The sequence below is a fragment of the Dryocola clanedunensis genome, from assembly GCF_038405435.1.
Taxonomy (GTDB): domain Bacteria; phylum Pseudomonadota; class Gammaproteobacteria; order Enterobacterales; family Enterobacteriaceae; genus Dryocola; species Dryocola clanedunensis_A.
This window is the reverse complement of record NZ_JBBYHZ010000004.1, coordinates 278922-292033: the sequence shown is the minus strand read 5'-3', so window position 1 is coordinate 292033 and position 13112 is coordinate 278922. Positions and strand designations below refer to the sequence as shown.

The window sequence follows — 13112 nt, the reverse complement described above, 5'->3', positions numbered from 1 at the left end:
CGTTTGTAGTGCTTAAACTTTGATAGGGTAAATTGTGAAAATACTTGTGACGGGGGCTACGGGGTTTGTCGGCAGTAAGCTGATGAGCGAACTCAAAGCTAACAACTATGATGTTTCAGGAACTACCCGGCGTTCATTGCAGGCGGCCCCTGAGCTGATCAACATCGGAGAGATTTCAGAGCAAACTGACTGGTCTGTTGCTCTGGCTGGCTGTGATGTTGTGGTCCACACCGCGGGCCGCGCCCATATGATGAACGACACTGCGGCGGATAAATTAGCCGAGTTTCGTCGGGTTAATCGCGATGCCACCCTCAAGCTCGCCCATGATGCGCAGGCTGCAGGGGTTAAACACTTCATCTTTATCAGCTCCATCGGCGTCAATGGTAATGCAACATCAGGCGTACCGTTTAGCGAACATTCAACGCCTGCACCCACCTCTGACTATGCCGTTTCAAAATTAGAAGCCGAGCTGGCACTGAAAGAACAATTTGCTGAAGGGCCTATGGCGATCACTGTGATTCGCCCGGCTCTGATTTGCGGTGAGAATGCACCGGGTAATATACGCAGATTGCTTAAATTAGTTAAAAGCGGCCTTCCACTCCCTTTCAAAGGCGTTAAAAACAAACGCGGTATGGTTTCCTTAGCGAATGTGACCGGTTTTATCCTCGCCTGCATTCAAAACCCGTTAGCTAAAAATGAACTCTTTTTGTTGGCAGATACGGATAAGCCTACGACCGAAGAGATCATCTCTGCTTTTGCAGAAGGTATGAACAAACCCGCCAGGCTTGTGTGGTTCCCGTCGTCTATTTTAAAACTAGCATTAACGGCCGCAGGGAAATCGAACATCTATGAACAACTCTTTGGTTCGCTGGATATTGATGCCACAAAAGCCTCACGCCTTCTTAGCTGGCAGCCACCCGTCACCCTTCGTGAGACGATGAAAAAAACCGCGGCGTATTATTCTAAGGAACAAAACTAATGCTGGAACCGATCGTTGCAGTAGCCATATTTGCATGCTCTTTCGCGCTGACCTGGGGGCTTCGCATATATGCATTAAAAAATAATGTCATTGATGTCCCTAATCAACGAAGTTCACATTCAGTTCCGACCCCTCGTGGAGGCGGCGTTGCGATCGTCATTAGTTTCCTGATTGGCATCGTAGTGTTATGTGCCCTCGGTTTTGTCCCCGTATCGCAGATGCTGTCATTATTCATTGCCGGTGTGGTAACCGCTGTGGTCGGTTTTCTGGACGATCACGGTCATATTGCAGCCCGCTGGCGGTTATTAATGCATTTTCTGGCCGCGGCCTCAGGTTTGTATTTCCTCGGACAGTTCCCGGTTATTGACCTTTTCGGATATCCGCTTTCTGCTGGCTGGCTGGGGATGATCTTTGGCCTGGTTTACCTGGCGTGGATGCTAAATCTGTATAACTTTATGGACGGTATCAATGGCCTGGCCAGCATGGAAGCCATTATGTTCGCATTACTTTCTGGCCTGATGATCATGTTCAGCGTGCCGGACGGTATGGAAACCAGCCAGTTCGCCATAATGGCTTTGCTCGGCTGTGCGGCACTGGGCTTTATTTTCTGGAATTTCCCGACGGCAAAAATATTTATGGGCGATGCTGGCAGCGGCTTCCTGGGGATCACTATTGGTCTTATCGTTCTGCACGTTGCCTTGCTGGACAGTAAACTTTTCCTGGCTGAAATTTGCCTGCTTGGCGTCTTTATTGTTGATGCTACCGTCACGCTGTTACGCCGTCTTATTGGTGGCAAAAAAGTTTACGAGGCGCATGCCAGCCATACTTATCAAATCCTTGCCCGGAAGTTTGGCTCGCACAAACCCGTCACCCTTGGCGCATTTGTCATTAACGTGGTCTGGCTGTTCCCTCTCGCTATGCTCATTGCTACCGGTAGCGTTACCGGCGTCGTTGGCGTCGTGATTGCCTGGCTGCCGCTTGTAGTGCTTGCGTACCGCTTTGGCGCCGGTGTTAAAGACAAGGATCGGTGATAGTCGTGGACAAAAGTTTGCTGATTTTGGGTGCGGGGGGGCACGGTCGTTCCATAGCTGAACTGGCTGCTTTGACAGGCACCTACTCAAACATCGCTTTCCTGGATGACTCATGGGAGCCCGATGCCCCCTCGGTGCTGCCGATAGTCGGTCGCATGGATCACCTCAAAAAATATCAAGCATCTTTCACCCACGCCATCATCGGGATTGGTAACAACGGCGTCAGGGAAAAGCTGCACGCTGAGCTGCAAGCAGAAGGCCTTGCACTCGCCACCCTGGTACACCCACGAGCATGGGTCAGTTCCTCAGCTCGGCTGGGAAAGGGTAGCGTGGTATTTGCGGGGGTGGTGATCGGTGCCAACGTGCAGACAGGCGAGGGCACTATCATTAACTGCAACTCAACGGTGGACCATGATGGTGTCATAGAGGATTTCGCCCATCTCGGGGTGGGCGTGCAGCTGGCGGGAGGTTGTCACATCGGAAAAAGTGCTTTTGTACAGGCAGGGTCACGTGGTGGCTTTGGCGCATTTGCAGAGGCTTTTGCTGTCTGCGCTCCTGGATCAACTTTGAACTCACGAGCATGATGCTCAGAATGAAGTGGTTAAAACTATGCTAACGTTTTTATTGACCTTACCCAGACCGGCAAAAAGACTGATTACCCTGGGGATTGATATTGTTCTTCTGCTTTTTGCGTTCTGGTTTGCATTCTGGGTGCGCATAGACTCCATGACCCCGCTTACCAGCCTGGCGCACTGGCAGCTTATTTTTTCTATTATCCTGATTACCCTGGCTTTCTTTGTAAAGCTTGGATTATATCGGGCGGTTATCCGTTACATCACCGCTAAAGTTTTTGTCGCCGTCGCGGCGGGAATGGTCGCTTCTTCAATCCTGCTCATCATCGCGGCGTTTTATACCAACCTTTATCTACCCCGCACCATTCCGTTTATCTATTTCTCCTTCGGGGTTCTGCTGATTAGCGGCTCTCGACTCGCGCTGCGAATGATTGTAAACCGGGGATTAAGGCTGGGTACAAAGGTGATTATCTATGGTGCCGGGGCATCTGGCCGGCAGCTGCTTCCCGCGTTGAGCCAGGCTGCGGAATATTATCCAGTGGCGTTTGTTGATGATAATCCCCGGTTGCAGGGAAGCGTGATGCACGGCGTAACTGTTTATCCGCCGGAAAAACTCGCCTGGTTAGTGCAAAAATATGAAGTAAAAAAAATCCTCTTGGCTATGCCCAGCGCCACCCGTGCACGTAAGAACGAAGTTATCACCATGCTTGAAGGCCTGCCTTGTGAAGTGCTGTCGATACCGGGCATGGTCGATCTCGTGGAGGGGAAAGCCCGCATAGATAGCCTGCAGAAAGTTTCTATTACCGATTTACTGGGCCGCGATCCGGTCGATCCAGTGCCTGAACTGATCTCCAGGAATATCACCGGTAAAGTGGTTATGGTGACCGGTGCCGGTGGTTCTATTGGTTCTGAACTGTGCAGGCAGATTTTGCGCAACGGGCCGAAAACGCTGGTTCTTTTTGAAATGTCGGAGTTTTCACTCTATGCGATTGAGCGCGAGCTATCTGCCTACATTGCCGAGGAAAAGCTGGATATTGTTTTATATCCTGTTCTCGGAAACGTGCAAAATCAGCAGCATCTTGAGCGTGTCCTGACAAGTTTCCACGTGCAGACTATTTACCACGCAGCCGCTTATAAGCACGTGCCGCTGGTCGAATATAACGTTACCGATGGCGTACGCAACAATGTCTTTGGCACGCTGGCCTGCGCCCAGGCTGCGATTAAGTGCCAGGTCCCGAATTTTGTTCTGATTTCCACTGACAAAGCTGTTCGACCAACTAATACCATGGGCGCGACAAAGCGCATGGCCGAACTGGTGCTTCAGGCGCTTTCTGCTCAGCAGCCTTCTACCCTTTTCAGTATGGTTCGATTCGGTAACGTACTGGGATCTTCGGGTTCCGTTGTGCCGCTTTTTGAGAAGCAGATTGATGCCGGTGGCCCGATTACGCTGACTCACCCGGATATCATCCGTTACTTCATGACCATACCGGAAGCCGCTCAGCTGGTTATTCAGGCAGGTGCTATGGGAAGCGGCGGCGACGTATTTGTACTGGATATGGGAGAGCCGGTTAAAATCATCGATCTGGCGCACCGAATGGTTACGCTAAGTGGCTTAACCATCCGCGACGAGACTAACGTCAATGGCGACATCGAGATCAAAACAACCGGTTTACGTCCGGGTGAAAAACTCTTCGAGGAGCTGTTGATTGGAGACAGCGTCCTGCGCACCCAGCATCCAAGAATCATGACGGCAAACGAAGTGATGCTGCCATGGAATGAGCTTAAAGAGTACATTGAGGAGCTGGACATTGCGTGCACAGAATTCAATCAGCATCGAATCAGGGAGCTTTTATTGCAGGCCCCAACCGGATTCAAACCAACTGATGAAATTTGCGATGTACTGTGGTTAAAAGCCCGCGAAGCATAAGTCATTAAAAATGAAAAAACGGCGCGGATGAGGCGCCGTTTTCTTATCCGCCCAGGTAAGATCTCATTAGTTAATCGCGAAATAGCTGGTGCTCAGCAGCATTCCCAGCGGCTGCGGCAGGCTGATGGTTTCCCCATAGATCATGTCTACGCCGATGCCGGAAAGGGTGTCCATTATCAGCGGCATATCGGCGGGACCGGCGATGGTCTGAATCTTCAGGCGCTGGGCGTGGCCGTGCACGATGGTGACCATCATCTCATCCATTAAATTGCAGTGGATGTTCTGAATCAGCTCGCTGTCCACGACGAGGTAGCTGAAATCCTGGCGGCTAATCTTGTCGAAAATATCCAGATCGCGCCCCACCTGCGTCAGCACCAGCTGGCAGCCATGCCTGCGCAGACGCTGCAGATTCTCCCGAATATTTCCGTCTTCTGTCATGAGTACCTCGCAGCCAACCTGTAAATGCAGCAGGCGTGCTGGCAGCGGGCTGAGGGAAAGCAGATTTAAAAGCTCGTCGATGAAGCCGCTGCTGGCAAGCCCGGCGCTGGAGAGCGGCAGCGCCACGCCGAACCCTTTCAGTGCAAGCTGCTGGGCAAAATCACGGAAGAACTCGTTGAATACCCGGCGGTCCAGGGCCAGGTGGAGTTCGTTGTCGGTAATACCGCTGCGCAGGGCCTGCTCGTCCAGCACCTCACCTTCGCTGTTCCAGAATTTCAGCTGCAGCAGATAGAAGCTGGTGGATTCCGGCACGCGCGGGGGGGCGATGGCCTGCGCAATCATCAGCATCGGATTATCATTGATGATGCGCCACTGTTCATCGATGGGCAGCGCGCTGCGGCTGTTCTGCATTAGCTGCTGCGCTTCATAGAGGCTGACGCGCCCGCGGCCGCCGTGCTTGGAGGCATAGCAGGCGATATCCGCCTGTGAGAGGACCTCGGAGGCAATGCGGTTATCCGCGTCAATCTGCGTGATCCCGGCGCTGGCACCGATGCGGTGTAGTCTGCCTTCCCAGACGAAGTGATAGTCGTTAATACTCTTGATAATGCGCTCTGAGATATGGCGGGCGCTGTCCGCCGAGCAGTCCGGCAGCAGCAGGCCAAACTCGTCGCCGCCCAGGCGTGCCAGGAAATCTCCGGTGCGCAGCATGCTGAGCATAAGTGAAGCCAGTTCGCGCAGCAGCGCGTCTCCCGCCGCATGGCCCGCGCTGTCGTTCACCGCTTTGAACCGGTCCAGGTCGATAAAGACCAGCGCATGGCGCTGGCGATTTTCCGCCGCGCTTTGCAGCAGCCGCTTCAGGTGGTTTTCGAAGCTCACCCGGTTGGCAAGATGCGTGAGGCTGTCATGGGAGGCGCTGTAGCTCAGCTGTTTAAGCATTTTACGCGACTCGGTCACGTCCTGGATAACCAGCACGGAGCCGATGCTCTGGCCATCCAGCGTGGTTAATGGCGTAATGCTGTAATGAATGTCGTGGCTGCCGCCGTTACGGCAGTGCAGGACCACGTCCTGCTCGATGGCCATACGGGAGAAATCACCGCTGTGGATGTTCTCCATGACCGGCCCATTGTCACCAAAGGTAATGCGCAGAATCGACAGGATATGCTGACCTGTGGCGCTCGCCTGCGGCCAGCCGCTTAGCTTTTCCGCCACCGGGTTCATAAAGGTGACGTTCATGTCGATATCGGTACAGATCACCGCTTCGCCGATGGAGTCCAGCGTGATGTGCAAACGCTCTTTCTCCTGATAGAGCGCTTCGTTCAGCTGCTTGACCTCCGTCATGTCCAGATTGATGCCAAGCAGGCGCTCTACATCGCCATTTTTATTGAGCACCCGGTTGGCCAGCGAGCGGATATGGCGAATGCCATCCTTCACTTTTATACGGTATTCAATTTTGAAAGGGATGCGCGCCCGCAGGGAGTCATGAACCACTTTTTCCGCTTCGGGTAAATCCTCAGGCAGCAGGCACTCGGCCCAAATCTGGTAGGTCGGCTTCAGGTGGGGAGCAACTTCGTAGAGCTCAAACATGCGTTTGTCCCAGCTGAGCACATCGTTGGTTAAATCCCACTCCCAGATGCCGATGCCGCCTGCTTCGTTCGCCAGCGTAATACGTTCCATCAGGCGTTTGTTAACCCACTCCGTATGCTTGAGGTCGTTAATATCTTCAATCTGGGCAATCAGATAGAGCGGGGAGCCGTCGGTATCCCTCACGACTGAAACGGCCAGTAATGCCCACACTACGTCACCTTTGCTGGTGTAGTAGCGTTTTTCCATCGAATAGCTATTCAGCTCACCGGAAACCAGTTTTTCCAGCTGGACGAGGTCAGCGTGCAGGTCTTCCGGATAGGTAATTTGCTGGAAGGTGAGCGACCGGAGCTGGGCCGGGGTGTAGCCCAGAAAGTTACACAGGGATTTATTAACCTGAATCCACTGGCCTTCAATGGCGACCAGCGCCATGCCGATGGCGGAATACTCCATCGCATTACGAAAGCGTGCCTCGCTCTCGGTGATATGCTTGCGCTCTTCCCTGAACGAGTACATCACCATGGTCATGACGTTGGCGGGCAGCAGGATCATCAGGAAGGGCAGCCAGGGGGCGTTATCTACGATGGTGGCGTGAGGGGCCAACATCGAGACGTTGTTAGTGGCCATCATGGCAGAGACCACCATCAGCGTGCCAAGGAAGATAATAAAGGCTTCCAGGCGAGGCAGGCGAATGGCGCTCCACATCAGGAAGACGATGATGAAGGTAAAGGGCCAGGGCATAAAGCGCAGCGCCAGCCAGCTCAGCGCAAGGGTGACGATAAACGTCAGCGCTGTCTCCAGCAGCTGTTTTGGATGGCGGGTGCTAAGCAAAAAGTGTGGTTTAAATAGCAGGCCGGTTGGCAGCAGGGCCATCGCGCCTATGGCCTCTGACAGGACCCAGACGAAGAAAGTTTTCGTCTCCGTCCCGCTTTCTGCTCCGGTGAGCCAGATTGCCAACGCCCCGCCGATAACGGGTGGGATCACGGCGCTGCAAAGCGACAGGCGTACCCAGCTGTTGAGATTTTGCAGCGGGTTGTCCGGCGCCAGGAAGCGACGCATCAGCACCGCCCCCGTCAGCGCTTCGACAATATTGATGGCGGTGAAGCCGGGATTGATTTCGCTAACCGGAAACAGCACGGCGGACGCCGCCAGACTGCCTGCTGAACAGGCAACAATGACCGGCAGCCACAGGCGGAGCGGGTTGCGAAAGAAGGCCACCATCATAATGGCGGTCGGAAACCAAAGCGGCGCCAGAACGGTGCCGAGCAGGGATAATTCCAGCGAGTAAAGGGTAAACACAAAACTCAGTAAACCCAGGCCCGCCAGCAGCAAAAGGGGAGGGGTGGCGACAATATTATTTGTTTTAGTTTTGGTCATTCCCACTAAATCCGTTAAGGCAGTGCCGCCAGGTGCAACGCCCGGATGCAAGAAAAATGAGTTGTTTCGTTTTATGCTAGTACAAAGATTTTACAATTCCTATGCCGTGCGCTCATAATTTAACATCAACGTGTTATAAAAAGTGCCGCTGAACGCTGCTTATTTTCATTTATGACATTCTCCGCCGATCCCTTCGTATTGTTGATGTTTCGAACGATATATTTCGCCTGCCTAAGCTAAATCAGCAGTCACTTAGCATTACTCTGGTATCACCCGCCGGAACTCCCTATAATTGGCGCGTTTGACGCATCTGCGTCGCCCTTCCTTCACATTTAAGTCAACAAGGCTCGTTTACAACATGACTGACAAGTCTCATCAATGCGTCATCATTGGGATCGCCGGCGCATCGGCCTCAGGGAAAAGTCTTATTGCCAGCACGCTGTATCGTGAATTACGCGATCAGGTTGGTGATGAACACATTGGTGTTATTCCAGAAGACAGCTATTACAAAGATCAAAGCCATCTGTCGATGGAAGAGCGAGTCAAGACTAACTACGACCATCCAAGCGCGATGGACCATAATTTGCTGTTCCAGCATCTGCAGACGTTGAAGTCGGGTAAGGCCATCGAACTGCCGGTCTACAGCTATGTAGAGCACACCCGTACGGCCAATACGGTGCATCTGGTGCCAAAGAAAGTCATTATTCTGGAAGGGATTTTGCTACTTACCGACGCCCGCCTGCGCGAAGAGATGAACTTCTCCATCTTTGTGGATACGCCGCTGGATATTTGCCTGATGCGCCGCATGAAGCGCGACGTTAACGAGCGCGGTCGCTCAATGGATTCGGTTATGGCGCAATACCAGAAAACCGTACGTCCAATGTTCCTGCAGTTTATTGAGCCTTCCAAGCAGTACGCCGATATTATCGTGCCGCGCGGGGGTAAAAACCGCATTGCTATCGACATTCTGAAAGCGAAAATCAGCCAGTTCTTCGAGTAGCCCCGCAGGGGTTCAAGCGCGAGCGCTTTTCACCCGCGCCCGTAAGTTACAATGAATTACCAGTTATTAGCTGCCTGCCGTGGATATCTGCCGCCCGGTATGGCAGGGTAAACAAAACTGCCTGATAAGGAGAATCTGCGATGCGTTTATGTGACCGCGATATAGAGGCCTGGCTTGATGACGGGCGATTAACGATTACGCCACGTCCGCCGGTTGAGCGTATCAACGGTGCTACCGTTGACGTCCGTCTGGGTAATAAATTCCGTACCTTCAGCGGCCATACCGCACCGTTCATCGACCTTAGCGGGCCAAAAGATGAAGTGACTGCTTCACTCGAGCGGGTCATGAGCGATGAAATCGTTCTCGATGAGGGCGACGCATTTTTCCTCCATCCGGGTGAGCTTGCGCTGGCGGTAACGCTTGAGTCGGTAACGATTCCGTCCGACCTTGTGGGCTGGCTCGATGGGCGTTCGTCGCTGGCGCGTTTAGGGTTAATGGTTCACGTCACCGCCCACCGAATCGATCCGGGCTGGCACGGCTGCATCGTTCTTGAATTCTATAATTCTGGCAAGCTGCCGCTGGCGCTGCGTCCCGGCATGATGATTGGTGCGCTAAGCTTTGAGCCGCTGTCCGGTCCCGCCGCTCGCCCTTACAACCGTCGCCAGGACGCGAAGTATCGCGATCAGCAGGGTGCCGTTGCCAGCCGCATCGACAAAGACTAGGCGGACGCCCTGATTTCTGAACTGAGGATCCAATGAGACGATTATTAACCACGCTGATGATTTTGCTGGTCGTGATAGTGGCCGGCCTTTCTGCGTTGGTGTTGTTGGTCAATCCCAATGATTTTCGCGCTTATATGGTGCACCAGGTGGAACAGCGCAGCGGATACCAGCTCAGGCTGGACGGACCCCTGCGCTGGCACGTCTGGCCGCAGCTGAGTATTTTATCCGGCAGAATGTCACTGACCGCGCCGGGGGCGACTCAGCCGCTGGTCAGCTCAGATAATATGCGCCTTGATGTGGCGCTGCTGCCGCTGCTTTCCCATCAGCTGCAGGTTCGCCAGGTGATGCTGAAAGGCGCGGTCGTCCAGCTGACGCCGGAAACCGAAGAGCGTAAGCCTGAAAACGCCCCGGTCGGCCCTTCCGGCAGCAACCCGGTGCCGGAGCCGGAGCAAGGCTGGTCTTTTGATATCGCCCGGCTCAAAGTCGCTGACAGCGTACTGGTTTTCCAGCACGACGACGACGAGCAGGTTACGGTGCGCAATATCAACCTGCAGATGGAGCAGGACGACAACAAACAGGCGCACATTGAATTCAGCAGCCGTATCAATCGCGATCAGCGCGACCTCTCTTTATCTTTTGTCGCGGACCTGAATACCCGTGACTATCCGCAGAAGCTGGATGCCACCTTTTCGAAGCTGGACTACAAGTTAATCGGTGCAGACCTGCCGAAGCAGGGGATTACCGGTAACGGCACGCTGCAAATCAGCTGGCTGCAGCCGGGCCATAAGCTCGAGCTGAACCAGATGCAGCTTACCGCTAACGAGAGCGACATCCGGGGTTCGGCGAGCGTCACCCTGCTGGATAAACCGCAGTGGGTGGCCAATCTGCAGTCCAGCAACCTTAACCTTGATCACCTGGTTGTTGCCTCCGCGGTGACTGATACCGCAGCGGCGCAGCGTGGGCAGCAGCAGAGCAGCCTGCCTCGCCCGGTTATTGCTACAGGGCTTGAAGATACCACCTACCGCAGCCTGCGGGGCTTTAGCGCTGAGGTGAAGCTGGCTGCGAAAGCGGTTCGCTGGCGCGGTCTCGCCTTCTCGGACGTGCAGTCAGACATTACCAACGACTTCGGTTTGCTGAAGATTTCCACGCTGACGGGGCAGTTCGGTGAAGGGAAAATGTCGCTTCCGGGAATACTTGATGCGCGTAAGGATGAGCCGCGGCTGAGCTTCCAGCCGCAGATAGACAATATTCAGATTGGCCCGATACTGACCGCCTTTGATTATCCCATTTCCCTGTCCGGCCGCTTCTCCATGCAGGGGACGTTTACCGGCGACAAGCTTAATGCCGACGCGTTCCGTCGCTCATGGCAGGGCAAGGCCAGCGTCTCCATGGCTGACTCCCATTTGCAGGGCATGAACTTCCAGCAGATGATTGCCCAGGCCGTTGAGCGCAGCAACGGCAGCGTTAAAGCTAAGCAGGATTATGACAACGTGACCGTGCTGGAAAGCTTCAGCGCGGCGGCCACGCTGAATAACGGCCAGCTGGCGCTGAATAATATGGTCGGGAACTCCGCCGTGCTGAACCTGACCGGTGAAGGCACCATGGACCTGGTGAAGGAGGTTTGTGATACCCGCTTTGGCGTCACGGTGACCGACGGCTGGGAAGGCAATGATAAGCTTATTTCAATGCTGAAAAATACTCCGATCCCGCTGCGCGTTTACGGGCCGTGGCAGAAGCTGAACTACAGCCTGCAGGTCGACGCGGTGCTGCGCAATCAGGTGCAGGATGAAGCGAAGCGACGCCTTCAGCAGTGGCTGGATAAGCACCCGAACAGCAGTAAAGCGGACGATCTGAAAAAGCTCCTTGATTAACGCGTTTCTTCAATACTTATCGGCAACCTGCTGATAAGTATTGAAGCTCCTCTTTTATTTCCCCCGTCTGAATGAGTTTTTTATATTTTCACGGCATAATTTTATATAGATAAATAATATATCTCCAGCCTTATTTATTCATTCATTATATGTTTACGGCCACTTTCTTAATTATGCTGACGGTCCCAATAACATATTGTTGGATTGTTTTTTTGCGTTTAGCATTCCACTTATTTTTCGCTGCGAAGTGAAAAATAAGTTCTGTTTAAGCGCTAAAGAAAGCGATTAGCCAGGCTTTAATGATTATTTAATATATTGAACATGGAAGAATATGATGGAAAAGGTAAATAATTCTGTTAACAGCAATATCAACGACGCAATAGATTCTCAAAGCCTTGCGGTTGTTTCCATTTACGATGGGGCTAACAAGCAAACGGCGAACCCGCAGGATACCGTACATTCTCAGCATACCTGGCTTAACGGCACCGCAGCGGCGGGCAGTACGGTTTATATCTTCGATAATGGCGTTCACATCGGTGACGTTTCCGTTTCATCCCATGGCATCTGGAATTTCCAGATGCCTGAGCTGGCAAATGGTCAGCACAATATTACTCTGCAGTCGCTACACGCTAACGAGATAACGCCGGAACCGGTCCATTTTACCTTCAATCTGGATACGGAAACCCAGCCTGCGGAGCAGGACATCCAGCCTCACCCACAGCCGGAACCTCAGCCGGAACCGCAGCCTGAGCCAGAGCCAAAACCTCAGCCCGAACCTCAGCCGGAGCAGGACAACCGGCCGGCGATCTATTTTGCGATGGATAACGTCAACAACGCCCACGGCGATGACGTGCGGGTCTACAACCATCAGAAAACTGATGACAGCAGGCCTACGCTGCAGGGCGTGGCGGAAGCCAACAGCCTGGTTCACGTATACGACAACGGCGTGCTGATTGGCGAAACCCATGCTGACCAGTACGGGAGCTGGTCATTTACTCCGGAAAAAGCGCTGGCGGCACCGGCAATGGACTCATCAGACCTGCTGATGGAACACCATCTGACCGTACAGTCCGAAAGCAGCAGCGGCGAATTAAGCGCCATGAGCGACGAGTTTTCCCTGCAGGTCTCCAAGTTTTCGCTGAACCCGGACATGCCGCTGGAGCCTTTGCATCAGGAATTTACCCTTTCAGAGCATGACGTTGCCGCACTGGGCCACGACGGCAATATCATTGGCTCCGACTATGCCTTTGATAAAGTCTCGCTGACCGGCGAAGGCACCGCGCTGAACGTTAGCGAAACGAATCATGCGCTGCACTCTATTGAAGTCTTCGACCTTTCCGCCGGGGGCCATCAGTCGCTAACGTTATCTCTGGAAGATGTCGTTGAGCTGGGCAGTAAAGATCTGGCGACCAATATGTTCCAGGAAAAAGTTTTGGTGAACGGGAATGAGGGCGACGTGCTGAACCTGGTTGATACTCAACACGGCTGGAGTGATTCCGGTATTGCTTTGCAGTACGAAGGGCATAATTACCAGACGTATTGTAATAATCAGGGTGCCGCCGTTCTGGTAGAAGATAACGTCCACGTTAATATTATTTAATTAGCGACGTTTAA

General features: G+C 53.3%; 9 protein-coding genes. 8 read left to right on the top strand and 1 reads right to left on the bottom strand.

Annotated features, from left to right (window positions below; genetic code table 11):
- The first annotated feature begins 34 nt into the window (after positions 1 to 34).
- The 4 genes from AAE045_RS11945 to AAE045_RS11930 all read left to right on the top strand — a co-directional run bounded on the left by AAE045_RS11945 (position 35) and on the right by AAE045_RS11930 (position 4509).
- Positions 35 to 979 (top strand): NAD-dependent epimerase/dehydratase family protein, encoded by a 945-nt coding sequence (locus AAE045_RS11945; protein WP_455547906.1) that lies wholly within the window; start codon positions 35 to 37, stop codon positions 977 to 979.
- The gene (locus AAE045_RS11940; RefSeq protein ID WP_455547905.1) at positions 979 to 2010 is read left to right on the top strand and encodes an MraY family glycosyltransferase; all 1032 of its coding nucleotides are present in this window, start codon (positions 979 to 981) and stop codon (positions 2008 to 2010) included. The genes AAE045_RS11945 and AAE045_RS11940 overlap by 1 nt, the downstream gene beginning before the upstream one ends.
- 5 nt (positions 2011 to 2015) lie before the next feature.
- Positions 2016 to 2594: a NeuD/PglB/VioB family sugar acetyltransferase gene (locus AAE045_RS11935; protein WP_455547904.1), complete on the top strand. Its 579-nt coding sequence runs from the start codon at positions 2016 to 2018 to the stop codon at positions 2592 to 2594.
- A 142-nt stretch (positions 2595 to 2736) separates the two neighbouring features.
- Positions 2737 to 4509: a polysaccharide biosynthesis protein gene (locus AAE045_RS11930; RefSeq protein WP_455547903.1), complete on the top strand. Its 1773-nt coding sequence runs from the start codon at positions 2737 to 2739 to the stop codon at positions 4507 to 4509.
- A 66-nt stretch (positions 4510 to 4575) separates the two neighbouring features.
- On the opposite strand, the gene AAE045_RS11925 is transcribed toward AAE045_RS11930, so the two are convergent.
- Positions 4576 to 7905 (bottom strand): diguanylate cyclase, encoded by a 3330-nt coding sequence (locus AAE045_RS11925; protein ID WP_455547902.1) that lies wholly within the window; start codon positions 7903 to 7905, stop codon positions 4576 to 4578.
- A gap of 358 nt (positions 7906 to 8263) precedes the next feature.
- Here AAE045_RS11925 and udk point away from each other — a divergent pair, with 358 nt between their 5' ends.
- From udk to AAE045_RS11905, 4 genes are all read left to right on the top strand, one after another.
- A complete protein-coding gene (gene udk, locus AAE045_RS11920; RefSeq protein WP_455547901.1) occupies positions 8264 to 8905 on the top strand; it encodes a uridine kinase in 642 nt (213 codons plus the stop codon).
- 140 nt (positions 8906 to 9045) lie between these two features.
- Positions 9046 to 9627: a dCTP deaminase gene (gene dcd, locus AAE045_RS11915; protein WP_202304634.1), complete on the top strand. Its 582-nt coding sequence runs from the start codon at positions 9046 to 9048 to the stop codon at positions 9625 to 9627.
- Between the two features lie 32 nt (positions 9628 to 9659).
- Entirely contained in the window at positions 9660 to 11498 is a 1839-nt protein-coding gene (asmA, locus tag AAE045_RS11910; RefSeq protein ID WP_455547900.1) for an outer membrane assembly protein AsmA, read from the top strand.
- A gap of 334 nt (positions 11499 to 11832) precedes the next feature.
- The gene (locus tag AAE045_RS11905; protein WP_455547899.1) at positions 11833 to 13098 is read left to right on the top strand and encodes a hypothetical protein; all 1266 of its coding nucleotides are present in this window, start codon (positions 11833 to 11835) and stop codon (positions 13096 to 13098) included.
- Positions 13099 to 13112: the final 14 nt, after the last annotated feature.